Here is a 19,086-nt window from a genome sequence, read left to right as displayed (position 1 = left end):
AAGGGGTGGTCGTTTGACCGTATCTACCATATTTGATTTATCGACGAAACATGCAGTGGTAACTGGCGGTGCCCAAGGCCTTGGTTTTACAATCGCAAAGTCATTAGCGGCCTTCGGTTGCGACATAGCGATTGTAGACATTGACGCTGAAGCTGCTGCAAAGGCAGCACAAGAAATTACAACTACTTATTCGGTCAACACACGGTCAATTCAAGCGGATGTCAGCAAAGAGGAAGAAGTCGGCGCCATGGTTGATCGTGTATTGGAATCATTCCCACGAATCGATGTGCTCGTCAATAACGCAGGGATTGTAAAGAAAATCGATACATTGGACATGACATACAGCGATTGGAAACGAACGATGGATGTGAACATAAACGCTTTATTCCTGACATCTAAACAAGTCGGCAAACATATGGTCGCTAATGGGTCAGGCTCGATTATGAACATGTCTTCCATGTCTGCGATGATTGCCAATCGGGAAGCACAGAGTGCGTACAATGCCTCAAAAGGCGCGGTCAGTATGCTGACCAAATCACTCGCTTCAGAATGGGCGCAATATGGGATACGTGTCAATGCGATAGCGCCTGGCTATATGGCCTCGCAAATGACAGGGCCGTTATTCGCGCCTGGCGGGGAGCTCGAACACATCCTAGACCACGTTCCGATGAAACGCCTTGGTCGTCCAGATGAATTAAGCGGCATAGCTGTTTATTTAGCATCTGACGCATCTAGTTTTACAACTGGCTCCATCATCGTTGTGGATGGCGGCTATACCACATGGTAAACGATAACGCACATACAGGAGGAAAACACGATGAACGATTCAATTCCTAAAAAAATGAAAGCGGTTGTCGCTTACGGCCCGAAAGATTATCGATTGGAAGAAGTCGACGTGCCGGTGATTGAAAACGACAAAGAAATCATTGTAAAGGTAGAAGCAACAGGCATTTGTGCTGGCGATATCAAAGCATTCGACGGGGCGCCAAGTTTTTGGGGCGATGACACACAACCTGCTTATATTAAAGCCCCTATGATTCCAGGCCATGAATTTATCGGCCATGTGGTCGCTAAAGGCGACGGGGTTGGCGACTTTGAAATCGGTGACCGGATCATTTCCGAACAAATTGTGCCGTGCTGGGAGTGCCGGTTTTGCAATCGCGGCCAGTACTGGATGTGTGAAAAACATGACTTATACGGATTCCAAAACAATGTCAACGGATCGATGGCAGAATATATGAAATTCACAAAAGAGGCGATCAACTACAAAGTGCCGGCAGATTTGCCGATCGAACAAGCGATTCTAATTGAACCTTATGCGTGCAGCATGCACGCCGTCCAGCGGGCCCGGATTGAATTAGGCGATATCGTTGTTCTTTCTGGAGCAGGTACTCTCGGCCTCGGCATGATTGGCGCCGTCAAAAAGTCTGGCGCCAAAACGCTCGTCGTTCTCGATTTGAAGGATGAGCGGCTAGCACTTGCCCGACAATTTGGCGCAGATGTAGTGTTGAACCCAGCCAAAGACAACGTCGTGGAGAAAGTCAAAGACATGACAGACGGCTATGGCTGCGATGTGTATATTGAAGCAACTGGCCACCCTGCTTCCGTTGAACAAGGGCTCAGCATGATCCGCAAACTTGGCCGTTTTGTCGAATTTAGCGTTTTCAAAGATCCTGTCACAGTTGATTGGAGCATTATTAGCGACCGAAAAGAACTGGATATCCTTGGCTCGCATTTAGGCCCATACTGTTATCCGCTAGTGATTGAAGGCATTGCCAATGGCGACTTGCCGACAGAAGGCGTTGTCACACATGAGCTTCCTCTTGAACGGTTTGCTGAAGGGTTTGAGCTTATGAAAAATGGTTCAAATTCACTCAAAATTATTTTAAAGCCGCAACAGGCGTAAGAAGATCGAGGAGGAAGTGCTATGACCCATTTAATAAACAAAGTCGGCTTGCCTTCCCATTTGCTGTGGGGATATGTCGGTGTCATGCTTTTCATGGTTGGCGATGGCCTTGAAATCGGTTGGTTAAGCCCCTACTTAGTTGAACAGGGGCTTTCTGTCCAGCAATCGGCTTACTTATTTACAGCCTATGGCGTGACTATTGCCGTTTCGTCTTGGTTTTCAGGCACATTATTTGAAGTCCTTGGCGCGAAAAAAACGATGTTTCTCGGCGTATTGCTATACACACTTGGCACCGTTGGCTTTGTTGGTTTTGCAATCGGCGACTTGAATTACCCGTTGATGCTCGTCACGTACGCAATGCGGGGATTCGGCTACCCTCTCTTTGCCTACGGATTCCTTGTTTGGATCGCTTACCGGACGCCGCAACGCCAACTTGGCGCTGCTGTTGGTTGGTTTTGGTTTGTTTTCACAGGCGGTTTAAACGTGCTTGGCGCTTACTATTCCATTTGGGCGATTGAACATTTAGGGCATCACAACACACTTTGGAGTGCACTTTTGTTCATTGGGCTTGGAGCCTTGTTTGCACTCGTCATTAACCGTGACAAAATCGTTCGCCAAGAAGCAAAAAGCGGAACATCGAAGTGGAGAGAGCTGTTAAAAGGCATTACAATCATTAAACACGAGCCGAAAGTGGGCATCGCTGGGCTTGTCCGCATTATTAACCAAACAGGCCAGTACGCCTTTCCAGTGTTTATTCCAACTTATTTTGCGGTCGAATATGGGCTTAGTACATCCGCTTGGCTTAGTTTATGGGGGACGATTTTCATCTCCAACATTGCAGTCAACCTTCTTTCCGGCCTGATTGGCGACCGATTTGGCTGGCGCAATACAGTGATGTGGTTTGGCGGAGTTGGCTGCGCTATCTTCACAGTCGTCTTCTTTTATACACCAGCGTTGACAGGCGGCAACTTTCTCGCCATGCAAATTGTCGGCATCCTTTGGGGCGCCTGTATTGCCGGCTATGTACCATTATCTGCGTTAGTTCCTTCATTAGTAAAAGAAGACAAGGGCGCGGCGATGGCGATTTTGAATTTAGGCGCTGGCCTGTGCGTATTTGTTGGCCCTTTGCTTGTCGGTTTGTTTTTCGACTTTATTGGCGTAACAGGCTTAATTTGGCTCATTGCCGGCCTTCATTTGCTTGGCGCTGTTTTGACAAAATTCATTACACTGCCAAACAATGCGAAAACGGCAACAGCCGAAAGCAGCCCGGCGACTGCTTCTTAATAGCAAAACCCCAGTTGGGCATTTTTTGTTCCACCTGGGGTTTTATGGATTATAAGTCTCCGATCAGTCGCTTTCTCGATTAAAGCGCAGCAAAATAGTAACAATGATCTTCTACTTTGTGCAATTCGACTCGATCGCCTATCTGGACCGGCCTGTTCAACATCCTGCCTGTCACGCGCAGGCCGTGTTCCATCTCGACGAGTACAATCAAATAAGGGGCTTGTTGTACGAATCGTTTTGGCGCTGCATAAATCTCTGTATACGAGTACACGTTGCCTTTGCCACTTAAGTCAACGGGATCGAGGCTGTCACGGTCACAACCAGAACAGTGGCTTTTTCCGTTGTGGAATAAACGGCCGCAATGGCGACATTGGCTTGCTGGCATGTTCATTGCTCTTTAGCTCCCTTCCTTAGCGAATAAGTGGACAACTGAATACGCGCCAGTGCCGCCTAGGTTTTGGGCAAGGCCAATGCGCGCTCCATCTACTTGGTTGCAGGCGGTGCCATTTAGCTGTTCTGCAATTTGCACGATTTGGGCGATGCCTGTGGCGCCAATAGGGTGGCCTTTTGATAACAGCCCTCCGCTTGTATTCACAGGAACATTGCCGCCATGCTGAGTCAGACCTTGCTCCACTGCTTCCCAGCCTTTGCCTCTTTCGGCAAAGCCAAGCTCCTCAATCGCAATCAGTTCAGTGATGGAAAAACAGTCATGAAGCTCGACTACGTCGACGTCTTCAGGACCGAGGCCGGCTTGTGCATAAGCTTGCTGGGCGGCGCGATGTGTCGCTTCGATCCTAAGCAAGTTGCTGACTTCTTGCATGAGCGGCGTGCCGCTTGCTTGGCCTGATGACAACACGCGGACGCCTGATTCGCTTTTTTGCAGGATGACTGCTGCCGCTCCGTCGGATATCGGTGAACAGTCGAGCAACCGCAACGGATCGGTAACTGGCCTTGCCGTTAACACATCTTCTAACGAAATAGCCTTTTGAAATTGGGCGATAGGATTGGCTTGGGCGTACATCCGGTTTTTTAAGGCGACCATCGCCAAATGTTTTCGTTGTGCGCCATTTTCGTGAATGTAGCGGTTGGCCACAGCGCCAAAATAACCTGGAAACGTTAGCCCCGTCGCGCTTTCGTTCGATTCGGCGTCCATCGCTGCGTTAATCGCATTGGTGACGGTCTCTGTATCAACGTTTGTCATTTTTTCCACCCCTGCGACAAGGACGGCGTTGTATTCGCCAGCTTTGATGAGTTGGTACGCTTGCCTAAAAGCAATGCCTCCCGAAGCACAAGCGCCTTCGACTTTCATGGCTGGAATAGGCCCTAAGCCTAACTCATTGGCAAGGATCGCACCGAGAATTTCTTGCTGTGAAAGGGCTCCGCCTAAAAAGTTGCCGACAAAGACAGCATCGATTTTCGGCCGGCCAGCAGCGGTCAATGCCTGGCGGCTCGCTTCTACCAACAGCGCTTTAATCGATTCGCTCCTTCTTCCAAACGCCGTTCGTCCAGTGCCGGTTACGGACACGTGCGCCATATTCAGACACCTGCCTTTTTGTATTGGTTTCGCAATGTTTTCCGCATTATCTTCCCGTAGCTGTTTTTTGGCAGTTCGTGCACAAATTCAATTACTTTCGGCTTTTTATAGCGGGCCAAATGCTCCGTGCAATGGGCAATGAGCGCTTCTTCTGTGACAGGGGCGGCGACAGCCTGCAATACGACATGGGCACAAATCCGTTCTCCCCATTTTTCATCTGGGGCGCCGAAGACGCACGTTTCTTTCACAGCTGGATGTTGATTGAGCACTTCTTCGACTTCCCGGGGATAGACGTTCAGGCCGCCAGTAATGATGACGTCCTTGGCACGATCCATAAGATGCAAGTAGCCTTTGTCGTCAAGCCGGCCTAAGTCGCCAGTATAAAACCAGCCATCCTTGATTGCTTCAGCCGTTGCGGTTTCATTCTGCCAATAGCCTTTCATTACAAGCGAGCCTCGGCAGGCAACTTCGCCGATGTCGCCAACGGGCGCCTCTTCGCCGTTGGCAGCGACAATTTTCACTTCTGCAAACGGCCCGGTCGCTCCGCAAGAGCTCGGCCTTGCCCCGAGCTGCTGTTTTGGCATGATCGTGATCGCCATTGGCGCTTCAACGAGGCCATACGTTTCCGCAAGCTTTGGACCGAGCGCCGTTAATGCTTTTTGCAATTTAGGGACGGCAATTGGCGCGCCGGCCATATTAATCGATTTCAGGCTTCGCAATTTACTAGGATCAAAGCACGGGTCATGGATCATTAAGTTGACGAGTGTCGGCACCATGAACATCACCGTCACTTGCTGTTTTTCCAATTCATCGATAAAGCCGCTCGGCTCAAACTTTTTAAAAATGACTTGCTTGAGCCCGTAGAACCATGCGGTTTGCGCCAAAAAATTCGTTCCGTGCGTTAAAGGGGCGACATGCCCGATGGTGTCGCCATACGTGATCTCACAGGCTTGGATGAGCGATAGCGCGCCCGCTATCATGTTTCGGTGTGTCAACATCGCCCCTTTCGGTTTCCCAGTTGTGCCTGACGTATACATAATCGCAAAAAGGTCATCTTCGCCAACGGCGACATCAGGAAAATCATCGCTTTGCGTTTGCAAAAACGGTTCGTATGCCTCCTCCACGTCGATTCGTTCAACGTTGGCGGAGAGGCCTGCCAGCAACTGTCTCTCGCCAATGACGACGCCCGCTCCTGCATGTTCAATAATGTAAGTCGCTTCTTTTGGGTGAAGCCTGTAGTTGACTGGTACTTTCACTAGTCCGGCAAATGCGATCGCCGCATCGATTTCAATATGCTCCTTGCGGTTGGACATGAGCGTGGCCACTCGGTCCCCTTTGTTCAAACCACTTTGCATTAAAGCATGGGCGAGCTGGCAGGCGCGTTTCTTTAACTGGCCATACGTAAGCGTCCCGCCTTCATCCCTGGCGGCAACGTTATCCACATGCTGGAGCATAGCTTTTTTGGCGAGCGCCCCAATCGTTTCCATTTAATCCCCTCCTACACCGCTATGGTGAAAGTTGATAACTTTGTAACCTAAACTCGGATCATAGTGGCGTTTCCCCGTTACATGGCCAGCACTAATGACGCAATACTCTGCCGTAATGCATACTTTGTTGTAGCCCCTTAAAAAATGGCCCGCCGATACCGTTTCATCTTGTTTTTCAATGATGCCATGCAAATGGAGATCTAGTTTTCCATGTTCATCTTCACAAATAAACCCAGTTGCTTGGATTAGTTCCACCGGCTCAGCAATAACGGTAGGTGGGGCATAGCCGTCTGTACGCCCGTTTTTCATTTTAAAAACCGTGAAACCGGCTTGCTTCAGCGAGCCAATGCAGGTGACCATCCCTGAACGAATGCCGTGTTGTTCGCATAACTCAATGATTTTGTCCATCAAGTCTTCTCCCGCACAAATCGAACCGAAATAGGTTTGGCTCTCCGACGCCTTAAAGAGATGGGACACACGCTCCTTCATTTCATCACTCCCTCTTTTTATCCGATTGCACTTCCTCCGCATACTTTTAATACTTCCCCTGTCACATAGTCGGCTTGGGGAGACGCTAAATAGACAACGGCTGCTGCAATATCTTCTGGTGTACCCATCCGTTGGATCACTTGATTGGCCAATGGATAGTTCATTCCTTTCGTGATCTCCGTTGCTACTGGTCCTGGGGCAATGCTGTTGCAAGTAATCCCTAACCGGCCTACTTCTTTGGCAACCCAGCGTGTAAACGCAATCACGCCGCCTTTGGAGGCCGCATAAGCCGGTCCAGATCGCTCCGCTTTTTCGCCCTCATTAAAAGCAAAGGGGCCGCCCATAATACCTGAGATCGAACTAATGTTAATGATCTTGCCATTGCCTTGTTGTTTCATATACGGATAGATCGCTGTTTGTGTCATTAAAAAGGTCCCACGCAAATTGGTGTCTATGTCTCGATGCCACATTTCATCTGTCATTGACTCTAAGTCGTAACGGCAACAAGTGCCGGCATTGTTGACGACAACGTCAATGCGGCCGAATCGACGATTAACCGCCTTCATCAGGCCTTCCACTTCATCGCGATTTTTTACATCTACCTCATAACAAACAACTTCTGCCCCACCGACTTCGTTTGCAATCGTTTCCTTCGTCTGTTCACAAGACAGCACATCGACTAAAACAACATCGGCTCCTTCCTTCGCTAATTCGATCGCAGCAGCGGCGCCAATTCCCCGTGCAGCTCCTGTTACGATTGAAACTTTCCCTACCATTTTCGACATTTCTGTCCACTCCTTTTTATTTAGAGATTCAATAAATCAGGCAACCAATTGGATACAGCTGGAACATACATCACGATGAGCAACACAATGATAGAAGAGACTAGGAAAGGACCAATTCCCTTTACAATCTGTTCAGTCGGTACACCGGAAATGCCACTCGCCACAAATAAATTCAACCCTACTGGCGGCGTAAACAAGCCAATTGCCAAGGCAACCGTCATGAGCACGCCGATCGTAGTCGGGTCAACGCCGACTTCAAGCAAAATCGGCATCAAAATCGGCACAAAGATATAAAATGCGGAAATGGCGTCTATAAACGCGCCAATCACCAACAAAATCACGGCTGTCAGAAGCAATAGGAGGACGCGGTTTTCCGTCATCCCTAGCACAGCTTGCGTCATTCCTTCCGCTACATGTTGCGTCGTCACGAGATAAGAGAACAACGAGGCAGCGCCAATAATGAACATAATGACCGCTGATTGTACAGACGCATCGACTAAAATTCGGCCGAGATGTTTCAGTTTTATTTCTCGATAAAACACGCCGCCGACGAGCAGCGCATAAAACACAGCGACAACGGCAGCCTCCGTTGGTGTAAACATGCCTGAATAGATACCGCCCATAATGATGACAGGGACAAGCAACCCAAAAAGCGCTTGGTAAAACGCTTTCAAAATTGCTGTTAAAGAGGCGCGTTCCACGCTGGCTGCCGCTTCATCCGGGCGCTTGCTAGTTGTTTGCAAGTGAGAAGCGCGCTTACTTGCAAACATGCTGGCGCCCAGAAGGCCGGCAGCAAGTAAAAGGCCCGGTATGATGCCTGCGACAAACAGGCGGCTAATCGAGATGCCAACAAAGTCATTGGCTATGACGCCAAAAATGATAAAGGCAATGCTTGGCGGCAAAATAATCCCTAGTGCGCCTGAACTGGCAATCAACGCCGAAGCACTATTTTTGTTAAAACCATTCTTAACAAGGGCAGGGATGAGGATCGCGCCCATTGCGGCAACCGTCGCCGGCCCTGAGCCAGAAATAGCCGAGAAAAACAACGCAGCTACAATGGCGACGATGACGATGCCATTTTTCTTATGGCCAAAACAAAGGTAGGCAAAGTCAACAAGCCGTTTAGAGATGCCCGAATAGCTCATAATGACGCCAGCTAACACGAAAAACGGAATGGCCAATAACGTAAATGAAGAAATGGAGGAGTACATAATGCTAGGGAGAAGCGCTAACGACGAAAACCCCGAGTCCAACACGAGAATGACCAAAGCTGATACACCTAATGCAAAGGCAACAGGCACGTGAATCAACAACAAACAGAAGAACAATACAAAGAGCAACGCCGATAACATTACCGATTCACCTCTTTCGCCGCCATTTCCACCTTCCGCTCCTTCTCTCCCCCTTGCGTGAGCCTTTTACTTTCGGCCACCCACATTTCCACCGTCCTTACGAAACAGAGCAGGCTACCAAGAGGAATCGCGGAAGTAAACAGCCACTGCGGTATACTCAAAGCCGGTGTCACACGGCCCCGTTCTGCCTGTGCCAACACGAGTTCCATTGAAAAGTAAAACATGCAACTGAGAAAAACGATCATCAACAAACAAGTAGCGGCTAAAGCTATTCGTTTCCACAAGCCGCTCAACTTGTCATAGATAAAGCGAAAACCGAAGTGTGCCTGTTGTTTAATCGCAATTGAAGCGCCAACAAACGTCATCAACACAAATAGATTGATCGTAATCTCTTCAGCAAACGAGAAAGAAGTATGAAACAAGTAGCGGGATAATACATTGGCAAATGTAATCACCGACATCGTCCCAAGTGAGACGGCAACCAACACATATTCAAAAATAGCCAAGCCTCTCAAATATACTCCCCCTAATCTTGTGCAGCCGCCTCTGTTAGAAACGTTTGCATATTTTCTTTCCCCCAAATGTCTTCAAAATGCTCGTATACAGGCTGAGCAGCATCGCGAAATTGTTGAATTTCTTCATCCGTTGGGTAATAAATGTCCATTCCTTTTTCCTTTAACTCTTCTAATTGCCTTTCTTCCTTGTTTCTTGCAATCTCGATTTGATACGCATTCGCTTCCTCGGCTAGCCTTGAAATTAGTTGTTGGTCTTCTCGATCAAGGGAGTCATACAACTCCTTATTCATGCCAAGGATTAAAGCGTCATACACGTAATTCCACATCGTCATGTAGCCTTGCACTTCTGAAAGGCCAGAAGAATAAGTGACATCGACTGGGTTCTCTTGGCCATCGATGGTGCCTTGTTGAAGAGCGGTATACACTTCAGAAAAAGCCATTGTAATCGGGTCAGCTTCTTGATTGCGGAAATGGGTCGTAAACACCCCCATACTAGGCACCCTGATTTTTAAGTGTTTTAAGTCTTCTGGCTTTTTAATTGGCTGTCTGTTATTTGTAATTTGCCGAAATCCGCTTTCCGCAAAACCAAGAGGTTCGACGCCCCTTTCACGCAACATGTTTTTGATTAAAGCCCCTGACTCACCATTCAACATCCGCTCCGCATCGTCATGACTGTTTATTAAAAACGGCGCGCTCAAAATGCCAAATCGAGGATCGATGCCTGCGTAGATAATGCTGGAATTATAAGAAAAATCCTTCGTTCCATCCATCAACTGCTCAACTCCTGCTTCCGGGCTTCCGGCTGACAACTGTTCATTCGTGAAAATCGCTATGGTGATTCTGCCATCTGTTTCAGCCTCCACATCATCGGCAAATTTTTTGGCCGCTTCATACCAAGTCGAGCCACTGCCTACTGTAACCGTCATTTTCCATTCATAATGGGGTTTTTCATTTCCAGCGACGGACCGTTCACTGCAGCTTCCAAGAAATATTGTAAGCGCTACCAAAATAATGCTAAGCGCTTTCTTGCCCATAAGCGCTCCTCCTCTCTAACGTTTCCATCCTAAGTCAAACGAAATCAATTCCGCATAACGAAGCAATTGTTCAATCGTCGTCTTGCTTTTTTCATCGTCAAAACGCAAGGAAACGCCGGCCACACTTAACGCCGCGATCATCGTGCCTGTCGCCTCCCTAATTGGCGCGGCAAATCCTTTTAAGCCAATTTCATACTCCTCCTCATCGATGGCATAGTTTTGCGCTCTAATGTGCACCAACTCCTTTCTTAATTGCTGTTCATCTGTAAACGTGTTCTTTGTATAAGCCTTTAATTCTGTGTTTGCAAAAAAATCATCAAGCTGCTCTGGAGATAATTGTGATAAAAATAGTTTTCCGGACGCGACTGCATAAGAAGGTGCGTGGCTTCCTGGCCCTAGAACGATTCGCACTGTTTGCGAGCTTTCAATTTTGTCCAAATACGTCACTTTAAACTGATGAAACGAAGACAGCAAGACGCTTTCCCCTGTACTGTCAGCAAGCTTTTTTAAATAAGGTTTGGACAATGCCTCAACATCATAATGAGCTTGCGCCATTTTCCCTAGCTGGATAAATTGTTGCGTCAACCGGACTTGGTTGTTTTTCAACTTTTCCGTGTATCCCATCGCCTCTAAATTAGCCAAAAAACGATGCAATGTGCTCGGATTTAAGTTTAACTTTTTTGACAACTCTGTCGCTGTCATCGGTTTGGCGCAGAGCGACTCAATGATTTCAAACGCTTTTCGCAAACTTTTGTTTTGGTATTCCATACTTATCAACTACTTTCACATAGTGAAAATTAATTTTCCTTATATGAAAATTATAGCTGCCCATGATGAAACCGTCAACAACTTTTCTGAAAATAATTGCAAAACGTCACCATAACTGGCTTTTTCGCGAGGCACATATTCGTTTTAAAAAGCCATTAAGTGTGTTCGTCCACTAACAACAGAGGAACTCGCAAGGAGTGTGGCGAACGCCTAGTAGGAGGCCAAATTAAGCGAAAAATGTTCATCCACACACCTACGCAGAGAGTGGCACCCTTAAGAAAGGGAAAAACGAATACGAGGGAAAAGCCTCTCATATGCTTTATCGTATCGAGGTTATGAAATGCAGGAACATTTCTTTATACATATTTGGTGCGCGATTGGCTGTCTGCTTAAGGAGCGCATGTAAGAAAGCTCCCTTTTCTCGGCTTTTCGGGACAAGATTGGACTTGTATTTCTACTTTTCGCGTTTTTGTTGAGAATACAAAAAACTCTTACTCTATTACTGTTTTGCTACTATAATAATTTAAGTATGAACGATGTCGTCGTCGATCCAGAGGGGGGACGTTGAATATGTCTGTGGCCTTATCACCGGAAGAAGTTGGAGCTAAAATTGTTGAATGGTACAGCTGTATTATTGCCCGGTCCGTAGAACAATCGATTCAGCTTAAAGAAGAAGTCGATGGCATGATTGAACAAATGGAACCAAATGACCGAATGCTATCCTATTATTCATTAGTTGCGTTTCGCCATCATATCATGATGAACCAAGTAGGCAAAGGCGGAAAAGACCCTCATGCTATGCAGCAAGCCAGTGTTGCGGAAAACTCAATGGATCATTTGCTTAAGTATCTCTATTTTTTTGTTAGTGGCCAAAATGAATTTATGAACGAACGTTACCGCTCCGCGATTCGTCTTTTTCGTAAAGCAGAGCGTTTGCTTGAAAATGTTGAAGACAAAGCCGAAAGAGCCGATTTCCACTACTATATGGGTTCTTCCTTGTATCGGATAAGCCAATACCCGTATGCTGCCTCCCACATTGAAGAAGCGTTGGAGGCATTCAAGCGTTTAGGTTTCACAGAAAGGGTTGTCTTCTGCCAAGTAATACTTGGCGGCATTTATTCAGAAACAGGGGAGCACAAGAAAGCCTCGCTTCTATTTAAAGAAGCGATGTTGGCGGCAGGAAACCATTCAACGGCCAAAGTGATTGCCTTAAGGGCACTAGGATTAAATGCGGTAAGACAAAAAAATTACAGAAGCGCAAAGCGTTATTTTGAAGAGGCCTTGTCTGTTAAAGAACTAGGCAACCACATTCTTGGAGCCAAAAGCGAACATGACTTGGCCAATACATTGTATCGCCTAAATTTACCGGAAGAAGCAGCGCCTCATTTGAAAAAAGCTTATACAGGCGCCCACTATTTTGACAATCATGAATACAAAGCAAAGTGTTTAGCTACGACCGGTTTGTATGTAGACTCTGATCCATTACTCATTGACAAAGCTTTAAAAGATCTTGAAGACCGTGGCATGGACTTTGAAGTCGATGAAATCGCCGAGGAAGCGAGCGCGTTTTTCGAACAAATCGGCCATGAAGATTTAGCATTAAAGTATTTAAAAATTGCCTACCATGCGCGGCAAAATTTCTTTAAGCTAGGAGTCGATCAGGAATGAAAAAGGGATTGCTCGTATTGGCAGTTGCATTGGTATGCGTCTCGATTGCCCCTCCCCCATCGGGAGAAAGCCATCCATCCGTCATTCAGACAGATGGGAAAGTAGATTCTGGGCATTAACATCGTTGGCCTATATTAGATAAGGGGGGCGCACCATGCTTCATTCTTTAAATGCTTGCGCTCGCTTTGAAGAATTTCCCTATATAGGCAACTTCCCTATTTGCTTTGTCGTGCATATACTGCCTACACCAAGAGGCAAAGGAGAGATCAAATGAGCAACAAAGCTGAATGGCAATTGCATGATCCTTATGTGTACGGCATGTTGGCGAAACAAATAGGTACGATGATCGGTGTGCAGACGACACGAGGGGCGTTGAGAGGCATACTTAAAGCGGTCCAACCTGACCATCTTGTTGTGGAAATGGGCGGGACTCCCTTTTATGTCCGCAGCCAGCAAATCATTTGGGTGCATCCAGCTAAAGTACACCAAGCGAAGGCTCAGCAAGTGAAACAGAAAAATTGACTAAGACAGCCTCCCTGGCGCATATGCATGAGCGTATGGGCTACTGAATAGGGAGGAAATGCTTATGATGAAACGAGTGAACAGAATTGCAATTGAGTTGCCGCGCCCAGAGCATGGCGATGCAAACGGTGCGGCAGCCGTGCAAGAGTTGATGGGCGGCAAGTTTGGCGAAATGTCGACGTTAAACAACTACATGTTCCAATCGTTCAATTTTCGAGGGAAAAAGAAATACAAACCGTTTTACGATTTAATTGCGAGCATTACGGCTGAGGAGTTTGGCCATGTCGAGTTGGTCGCCAATGCGATTAATTTAATGTCCTATGGAAACACGTTCCCAGGGGACCCAGACACAGCGCCACTACAAAACGGCAAAGATAAACGCTATTCTCTCCATTTCACGACAACGGCGCAAACGTCCTATCCAGGGGATGGCATGGGCCGTCCATGGAATGGCGATTTTGTCACCAATTCCGGTGTATTGGTTGAAGACTTGCTCCATAACTACGTGCTCGAAATCGGCGCGCGGCTACACAAAATGCGTGTGTACGAAATGACGACTAACCCAACTGCACGAGAACTATGCGGCTATTTGCTTGTGCGGGGAGGCACGCATATTATCGCCTATGCCAAAGCGATTAAAGTCGCAACAGGCATCGATATCGGAAAAATGCTTCCAGTCCCCCACCCTGATAACAATGCCTTTGAAACGGCCCGGAAATACATGGACCAAGGCCTCTACAATGTCCTTTATACATGGGATGAACCTGAGTACCGGGACATTCGTCAAATTTGGAAAGGAGAAAACCCAGAAACGGGCGAGCCGCTCCATGTCATTGATGGCATGCCTGAAGGGGCGCCTGTGCCAGACTTTGAAGAAAAACCGGAAATGTTTGCGCCAGGAATTGATCCTGATGATTATATGAAAATAGTAAAACGGTTAAAAGAAAACCTATGATGAATGTGAGCCAAGTGGATCAGCAAGGTCCTTTGGCTTTTTTGTTGTAACTCCTTAAAGAGAGAGCCTTTTCACGATCGCAAAAATCATGTACGATGGACGAAATACGCAAATTTCAGGAGGAAAAAGGATGAACGCTGAACAGTTTCCTTAACGTCAATACCCAATTCGCGCGCCTCCTCTCTCCCAGCAAATCAGCCCTTAAATTGAAAGCAGATGGAGGAGAAAACGATGCGAACATATAACGAAATGATTAACTTGTTGCTAGGTGTGGCCAAATCAGACGAACGGATCAGGGCCGTATGTATGAATGGATCTCGAACCAACCGAAATGCCCGAAAAGACCCGTTTCAAGATTACGACATTGTTTACATTGTCCGTGACGTCGACTCTTTTGTCTCCGATCCTGGCTGGATTGATTGTTTTGGCGAACGAATCATCCTGCAGACGCCAGAAAAGATGACGCTCATTCCGCCAGAAAGCGACGGGACATTTGCATACTTGATGTTATTTACAGATGGAAACCGGATTGATTTAACACTTTGTCCAATCGAAAGGCGCGCGACATGGAACCAAGGCGACCGCTTGTCTGTCGTGTTATTGGACAAAGATGAAGCGTTGCCGCCATTGCCTGCACCGACTGATTGTGATTATTGGATCCAAAAGCCGAACCAAACCCTTTATTCAGATTGCTGCAATGAATTTTGGTGGGTGTCCACCTATGTCGCAAAAGGATTGTGGCGCCAAGAGTTTACGTATGCATACGATCACTTGAATGTCATCCGGGCCATGCTTTTGCGCATGCTGGAATGGACAGTTGGCATCGACAACGAGTTTCGCGTCAGCGTTGGCAAACATGGCAAATATCTCGAACAGTATATGGACGAAGAACGGTGGCAGCTGTTTCTATCGACTTTCCCTAGCCCCACTTACGAAGATATGTGGCGCGCGCTATGGGCGATGGCACACCTTTTTGAAGAGCTAGCGCAAGAGGTGGCCGCCTGCTTCTCGTTTGACTACCGACACACAGATGCCGAAAACGTACAAACGTATTTGCGGCACATTCAAGCTTTGCCCGAAGACGCAACGGAGATTTACTAAAAAAATCGGAGCTGTCCCAAAAGGTCATAGATAAATGACCTTTTGGGGTGGCTTTTTTACATTTGGATAAAAAAGCACAAAAAAATCGCCTCATCGTTTAAAATGAAGGTACCACTACCAAAATTCAAACGAAAGCAGGCGATTTTTTTGCGTAACCCAAAGGTCACTTTCCAAGAGTATACCATGAATCAACTCTATCTGCCTATGGATTTTTCCGATCTTATCCCCGAACATCATGTCGCGCGTGTGGTCAGTGACGTGGTGGATGGGTTGGATGACGATTTCTTTGTTCGTGCGTATGAAGGTGGGGGCAGACCTGCCTATCATCCGAAAATGATGACAAAGATTGTCCTATATGCGTATACGCAACGTTGGTTCTCGTGCCGAGCCATGGGACAAGCCCTCAAAGAAAACCTGCCGATGATGTGGCTCGCTGCTGGACAAGCCCCAAACTTTCGGACGATCAATCGCTTTCGCTCAGAACGTTTCCAATCGTTGATGGAAGGCCTGTATACCGAAATGACGCATCTTCTGATCGAAGAAGGCTATGTCGACATGGAGGCCTATTTTCTCGATGGCACCAAAATCGAAGCGAACGCCAATAAATACTCGTTCGTTTGGAAAAAGAGCACGCTTTCCCACGAAGAGAAGCTTCAAATGAAAATCGATAAAACGTTAGAGGCCATTCAAGAAGCGATTACGTTGGATACCGAAACCTTAAAGCAGGAGGACGCCACGTTTGAACGGCAACGAATCAGCCGCAAACGTCTTCAAGACGTCGTCACAAAGGTGGAAAAGGAACTGGATGCGCTGGACCAAGCCATCGCAGAAGCCCCATCCAAAGAAGAAAAACGGGCCCACAAAGAAGCGAGCAAGCCACTACGAAAGGCCTATCGAAGCTTAACGAAAGACCATCTTCCTCGTTTGGAAAAATACGAAGAACAGATGGGTCTCTTTGGCGAGCGCAACAGCTTTTCTAAAACCGACCCAGATGCCACGTTCATGCGGATGAAAGACGATCACATGAACAATGGGCAACTCAAGGCAGGGTATAACTGGCAAGTGGCGACGCAAAACCAATTCATTCTTCACTACACGGTTCACCAACACCCAACCGATATCCGTTGTTTGATCCCGCATTATGAGCACCTTAAAGCGACAGGTCTGCCTCTGCCAAACTGGTTCATTGCCGATGCAGGCTACGGAAGTGAAAGCAATTATCTTTACATGGAAGAGCAAGAAACGGTCACATCGCTCATTCCCTACATCACCTATCGCCAAGAGCAAAAACGATCATTCCCAAAGCAGACCTACCATCCGTATAACTGGTGGTATGACGAACACGAGGATGTCTATTGGTGCCCAAACAACCGGAAGGTCGCCTTTAAAGCCTATCGCCGCCGTACCGATCGCTATGGATTCAAGCGCGACTTTAAGATTTACGAATGCGAGTCCTGTGAGGGGTGTCCGTTCAAAGCGGACTGTACGAAGGCCAAGGGGAATCGCCAAATCCATTACAACCCCGTCTACGAGGAACTCAAAGCCAAAGAAGCGGCCAAACTGCATAGTGAAAGGGGAGCCACACTCTACGCGCAAAGAAAAACGGACGTCGAGAGTGTATTTGGGCATGCCAAACAAAATCTCGGGTTTCGACGATTCCATCTTCGCGGGTTGGAGAAGGTGACGGTGGAGCTTGGTTGGCTGGGATTGGCCCTCAATCTGAGGAAAATGGCGGGCAAGGCCTGCCATTATTCACTCAAAACAACGACCCATCAAAAAAAGGGGAGTCGAGATCAACTCAAATCTCGACTCCCCTTCTTCATTTTAAAGGCTTTTGGGACAACCCCTTCAACTGTAGAGTAAACGCGCTTCGCCTCTAAAGTCTAGGTGCAGTAAACGCGCTTTAACGAGAAGCTAGCATAAAATCACGCGCCTCGACCGCTTGCTTTTTCAACCTGTCTTTATCGATGCCAACCAACTGGCCGTTGCGCTTTTTTGCTTTGCCTGCGACAAAGACGCTATCGACATTTCCTGGATGTGCCGCTTGTGCTACAGCACCAAATGGGTCCGTTACCGGCAGCAAATTCACATCATCACCCCGAAGCATAATCAAATCAGCTTCTTTCCCTGGCGTGAGTGTGCCAATCTTGTCTTCAAGCATTAACGCTTTTGCCCCCTCGATTGTGGCAGCTTCTAGCATTTGTTTCGTCGACAACGGCACTTGTTCAGGCATGATCCCTTCATCCAATAGACGTTGGTTTTCTTTTGCACGCTCTGCTTGCAAGGCAAACTTCATTTGCGCAAATAGGTCACCGCCAGTCGATGTGACCACGTCCACTCCTAGTGCAGCGGTTACGCCACGTTCAATCGCAGCCCCCGTCACCGGATAGCCATGCCCCATCATCATTTCAATTTCAGGCGTAATCGACAAGCTGCCGCCGAAATCGCGGAGCAGTTCCAACTCCTCGTTCGCAATCGCATTTCCATGGACAATGTTTAGATCAGGCCCAAGAAGGCCAGCCTTGTGCAACTTGGTGACAGATCGGTCTTGTGCACCCCAGTTGCCAAAGCCGAGATGCATGCTGCACACGAGGCCAAGGCGGCGCGCTGCTTCGATTTCAGCAATAGTCGCTTCCCAAGAGGAAAATTCTGGCCCACGAATCGCCAGCGCCATGGTCACAAGCTCTCCGTCTGAGGCAAAATAAGCGTTTTTCACTTCTTCTGCTTTCGCCGCTAAGTCGAGCCGGCTCTCTCGGTTCCAATAGCTCTCTTCCCCAGGTGAACCATAGGCAAAGCGGGCTCGGATGCCTGAAGCACGCAACCCAGCTATAAGCTGTTCGGTATGTTCATCCGAGTTAATCATTGTCCAATCTAAAAGCGTTGTTACTCCTCCATCGAGGGCCTCAACAGCACCTAGCCATTGGGCGATGTAATCATCTTCCGGCCGCCGTTTGCTGCCAAGGTTGCCAAAATAGATGGACTGTAAATACGTCTGCAACGACCAATCACTGCCAATGCCACGGATAATCGACTGCCACGTATGGCGGTGCGTATCAACAAGCCCTGGCATGACAATCATCCCAGCGGCATCAACGATTTCGGCGTCAACCCCCTCGATCGTTTGCTCCACAGCAGCAATTTTCGATCCTTCCACAAGCAAGTCTGCCCCATTCAGAACACCCAACTTGTGGTCAAGTGTGAGAATCGTGCCGCCTTTAAAAAGCACTTTGTCTGTCAATGAAATTCCCCCTTTGTTTATCCCTCGCCAAAACAAATCATTGGCGCGTACCGTTTCGTTTTTCGTAAAATATAAAGGAAGCGACTTGATTGGAGGGCTGCTTTTATGGAAAACTACCACCCCGATGAATGCTTAGTGAACACAGCGCTAGCGCCGATTATCGGCAAATGGAAAGTGTTGATCCTTCTTCACATTGACTATCACACAACATTGCGCTTTAATGAGTTGCGCCGCGCCATTCCCGACATCACCCAAAGAGTGCTAACCGCCCATTTGCGCGAGCTTGAACAAGAACACTTAATCGAGCGCCGCGTTTTTGGCCAAGGTCGCCCGAAAGTCGAGTATTCGCTATCAGAGCACGGCCAAACACTCCAGCCGATTTTGCGGCAACTGCATGCATGGGGCAAAGCACACCATGCTTATCTGGCGGCGCAACAACAGAAATAGA

General features: G+C 47.7%; 20 protein-coding genes. 10 read left to right on the top strand and 10 right to left on the bottom strand.

The window, feature by feature from the left end:
- The first annotated feature begins 13 nt into the window (after nucleotides 1-13).
- From BC8716_RS09355 to BC8716_RS09345, 3 genes are read left to right on the top strand one after another with little or no spacing between them, the layout of a single operon-like run.
- Nucleotides 14-787: an SDR family NAD(P)-dependent oxidoreductase gene (locus BC8716_RS09355; RefSeq protein WP_094425106.1), complete on the top strand. Its 774-nt coding sequence runs from the start codon at nucleotides 14-16 to the stop codon at nucleotides 785-787.
- Nucleotides 788-817: 30 nt separating this feature from the next.
- Nucleotides 818-1,906 (top strand): MDR/zinc-dependent alcohol dehydrogenase-like family protein, encoded by a 1,089-nt coding sequence (locus tag BC8716_RS09350; protein ID WP_094425104.1) that lies wholly within the window; start codon nucleotides 818-820, stop codon nucleotides 1,904-1,906.
- Nucleotides 1,907-1,927: 21 nt separating this feature from the next.
- The gene (locus tag BC8716_RS09345) at nucleotides 1,928-3,190 is read left to right on the top strand and encodes an MFS transporter (RefSeq protein WP_094425102.1); all 1,263 of its coding nucleotides are present in this window, start codon (nucleotides 1,928-1,930) and stop codon (nucleotides 3,188-3,190) included.
- A 79-nt stretch (nucleotides 3,191-3,269) separates the two neighbouring features.
- Here BC8716_RS09345 and BC8716_RS09340 read toward each other — a convergent pair whose 3' ends face one another.
- Genes BC8716_RS09340 through BC8716_RS09300 form a run of 9 tightly spaced genes read right to left on the bottom strand, consistent with a single transcriptional unit; the run spans nucleotide 3,270 to nucleotide 11,154 of the window.
- Complete coding sequence (locus tag BC8716_RS09340; protein ID WP_094425100.1) at nucleotides 3,270-3,581, bottom strand: Zn-ribbon domain-containing OB-fold protein; 312 nt, start codon at nucleotides 3,579-3,581, stop codon at nucleotides 3,270-3,272.
- A 6-nt stretch (nucleotides 3,582-3,587) separates the two neighbouring features.
- Nucleotides 3,588-4,724 (bottom strand): thiolase domain-containing protein, encoded by a 1,137-nt coding sequence (locus tag BC8716_RS09335; protein ID WP_094425098.1) that lies wholly within the window; start codon nucleotides 4,722-4,724, stop codon nucleotides 3,588-3,590.
- A gap of 2 nt (nucleotides 4,725-4,726) precedes the next feature.
- Nucleotides 4,727-6,211: a class I adenylate-forming enzyme family protein gene (locus BC8716_RS09330; RefSeq protein ID WP_094425096.1), complete on the bottom strand. Its 1,485-nt coding sequence runs from the start codon at nucleotides 6,209-6,211 to the stop codon at nucleotides 4,727-4,729.
- Nucleotides 6,212-6,700 (bottom strand): PPC domain-containing DNA-binding protein, encoded by a 489-nt coding sequence (locus BC8716_RS09325; RefSeq protein WP_050748997.1) that lies wholly within the window; start codon nucleotides 6,698-6,700, stop codon nucleotides 6,212-6,214.
- 17 nt (nucleotides 6,701-6,717) lie between these two features.
- Nucleotides 6,718-7,485 carry an SDR family NAD(P)-dependent oxidoreductase gene (locus BC8716_RS09320; protein ID WP_094425095.1) on the bottom strand — a complete coding sequence of 256 codons (768 nt, stop codon included), beginning with the start codon at nucleotides 7,483-7,485 and terminating at the stop codon, nucleotides 6,718-6,720.
- 20 nt (nucleotides 7,486-7,505) lie between these two features.
- A complete protein-coding gene (locus tag BC8716_RS09315; protein ID WP_094425093.1) occupies nucleotides 7,506-8,837 on the bottom strand; it encodes a TRAP transporter large permease in 1,332 nt (443 codons plus the stop codon).
- Nucleotides 8,837-9,352 carry a TRAP transporter small permease gene (locus BC8716_RS09310; RefSeq protein WP_094425091.1) on the bottom strand — a complete coding sequence of 172 codons (516 nt, stop codon included), beginning with the start codon at nucleotides 9,350-9,352 and terminating at the stop codon, nucleotides 8,837-8,839. The genes BC8716_RS09315 and BC8716_RS09310 overlap by 1 nt, the downstream gene beginning before the upstream one ends.
- An 11-nt stretch (nucleotides 9,353-9,363) precedes the next feature.
- Nucleotides 9,364-10,386, bottom strand: a complete 1,023-nt coding sequence (locus tag BC8716_RS09305; protein WP_094425089.1) for a DctP family TRAP transporter solute-binding subunit — start codon at nucleotides 10,384-10,386, stop codon at nucleotides 9,364-9,366.
- A 15-nt stretch (nucleotides 10,387-10,401) separates the two neighbouring features.
- On the bottom strand, nucleotides 10,402-11,154 hold the full coding sequence (locus BC8716_RS09300; protein WP_094425087.1) for an IclR family transcriptional regulator: 753 nt from the start codon (nucleotides 11,152-11,154) through the stop codon (nucleotides 10,402-10,404).
- Nucleotides 11,155-11,724: 570 nt separating this feature from the next.
- On the opposite strand from BC8716_RS09300, the gene BC8716_RS09295 reads away from it, so the two are divergent.
- From BC8716_RS09295 to BC8716_RS09275, 6 genes are all read left to right on the top strand, one after another.
- Complete coding sequence (locus BC8716_RS09295) at nucleotides 11,725-12,822, top strand: Rap family tetratricopeptide repeat protein (protein WP_035203569.1); 1,098 nt, start codon at nucleotides 11,725-11,727, stop codon at nucleotides 12,820-12,822.
- Nucleotides 12,819-12,941 (top strand): hypothetical protein, encoded by a 123-nt coding sequence (locus tag BC8716_RS22800; protein WP_255222683.1) that lies wholly within the window; start codon nucleotides 12,819-12,821, stop codon nucleotides 12,939-12,941. Before BC8716_RS09295 ends, BC8716_RS22800 begins: the two co-directional genes overlap by 4 nt.
- 151 nt (nucleotides 12,942-13,092) lie before the next feature.
- Nucleotides 13,093-13,344 (top strand): YuzF family protein, encoded by a 252-nt coding sequence (locus tag BC8716_RS09290; RefSeq protein ID WP_063609122.1) that lies wholly within the window; start codon nucleotides 13,093-13,095, stop codon nucleotides 13,342-13,344.
- A 64-nt stretch (nucleotides 13,345-13,408) separates the two neighbouring features.
- Nucleotides 13,409-14,299 (top strand): manganese catalase family protein, encoded by an 891-nt coding sequence (locus tag BC8716_RS09285; protein ID WP_094425085.1) that lies wholly within the window; start codon nucleotides 13,409-13,411, stop codon nucleotides 14,297-14,299.
- A gap of 231 nt (nucleotides 14,300-14,530) precedes the next feature.
- The gene (locus BC8716_RS09280; RefSeq protein WP_094425083.1) at nucleotides 14,531-15,400 is read left to right on the top strand and encodes an aminoglycoside 6-adenylyltransferase; all 870 of its coding nucleotides are present in this window, start codon (nucleotides 14,531-14,533) and stop codon (nucleotides 15,398-15,400) included.
- A 147-nt stretch (nucleotides 15,401-15,547) separates the two neighbouring features.
- Nucleotides 15,548-17,263, top strand: a complete 1,716-nt coding sequence (locus tag BC8716_RS09275) for an IS1182 family transposase (protein WP_257392299.1) — start codon at nucleotides 15,548-15,550, stop codon at nucleotides 17,261-17,263.
- A 40-nt stretch (nucleotides 17,264-17,303) separates the two neighbouring features.
- Here the strand turns inward: BC8716_RS09275 and BC8716_RS09270 are convergent, their stop codons facing one another.
- A complete protein-coding gene (locus BC8716_RS09270) occupies nucleotides 17,304-18,638 on the bottom strand; it encodes an amidohydrolase family protein (RefSeq protein ID WP_094425081.1) in 1,335 nt (444 codons plus the stop codon).
- Nucleotides 18,639-18,743: 105 nt separating this feature from the next.
- On the opposite strand from BC8716_RS09270, the gene BC8716_RS09265 reads away from it, so the two are divergent.
- Nucleotides 18,744-19,085: a winged helix-turn-helix transcriptional regulator gene (locus BC8716_RS09265; RefSeq protein ID WP_094425079.1), complete on the top strand. Its 342-nt coding sequence runs from the start codon at nucleotides 18,744-18,746 to the stop codon at nucleotides 19,083-19,085.
- The last annotated feature ends 1 nt before the right edge of the window (nucleotide 19,086 follow it).

The sequence above is a fragment of the Shouchella clausii genome, assembly GCF_002250115.1.
Lineage (GTDB): Bacteria > Bacillota > Bacilli > Bacillales > Bacillaceae_D > Shouchella > Shouchella clausii.
This window is presented reverse-complemented; position numbering and strand designations above follow the sequence as displayed.

Bases quoted from the DNA above. Each gene is read 5' to 3' on its own strand.
- BC8716_RS09350 (WP_094425104.1), top strand. From the start codon at position 818: ATGAACGATTCAATTCCTAAAAAAATGAAAGCGGTTGTCGCTTACGGC.
- BC8716_RS09345 (WP_094425102.1), top strand. From the start codon at position 1,928: ATGACCCATTTAATAAACAAAGTCGGCTTGCCTTCCCATTTGCTGTGG.
- BC8716_RS09340 (WP_094425100.1), bottom strand. From the start codon at position 3,581: ATGAACATGCCAGCAAGCCAATGTCGCCATTGCGGCCGTTTATTCCAC.
- BC8716_RS09335 (WP_094425098.1), bottom strand. From the start codon at position 4,724: ATGGCGCACGTGTCCGTAACCGGCACTGGACGAACGGCGTTTGGAAGA.
- BC8716_RS09330 (WP_094425096.1), bottom strand. From the start codon at position 6,211: ATGGAAACGATTGGGGCGCTCGCCAAAAAAGCTATGCTCCAGCATGTG.
- BC8716_RS09325 (WP_050748997.1), bottom strand. From the start codon at position 6,700: ATGAAGGAGCGTGTGTCCCATCTCTTTAAGGCGTCGGAGAGCCAAACC.
- BC8716_RS09320 (WP_094425095.1), bottom strand. From the start codon at position 7,485: ATGTCGAAAATGGTAGGGAAAGTTTCAATCGTAACAGGAGCTGCACGG.
- BC8716_RS09315 (WP_094425093.1), bottom strand. From the start codon at position 8,837: ATGTTATCGGCGTTGCTCTTTGTATTGTTCTTCTGTTTGTTGTTGATT.
- BC8716_RS09305 (WP_094425089.1), bottom strand. From the start codon at position 10,386: ATGGGCAAGAAAGCGCTTAGCATTATTTTGGTAGCGCTTACAATATTT.
- BC8716_RS09300 (WP_094425087.1), bottom strand. From the start codon at position 11,154: ATGGAATACCAAAACAAAAGTTTGCGAAAAGCGTTTGAAATCATTGAG.
- BC8716_RS09295 (WP_035203569.1), top strand. From the start codon at position 11,725: ATGTCTGTGGCCTTATCACCGGAAGAAGTTGGAGCTAAAATTGTTGAA.
- BC8716_RS22800 (WP_255222683.1), top strand. From the start codon at position 12,819: ATGAAAAAGGGATTGCTCGTATTGGCAGTTGCATTGGTATGCGTCTCG.
- BC8716_RS09290 (WP_063609122.1), top strand. From the start codon at position 13,093: ATGAGCAACAAAGCTGAATGGCAATTGCATGATCCTTATGTGTACGGC.
- BC8716_RS09285 (WP_094425085.1), top strand. From the start codon at position 13,409: ATGATGAAACGAGTGAACAGAATTGCAATTGAGTTGCCGCGCCCAGAG.
- BC8716_RS09280 (WP_094425083.1), top strand. From the start codon at position 14,531: ATGCGAACATATAACGAAATGATTAACTTGTTGCTAGGTGTGGCCAAA.
- BC8716_RS09265 (WP_094425079.1), top strand. From the start codon at position 18,744: ATGGAAAACTACCACCCCGATGAATGCTTAGTGAACACAGCGCTAGCG.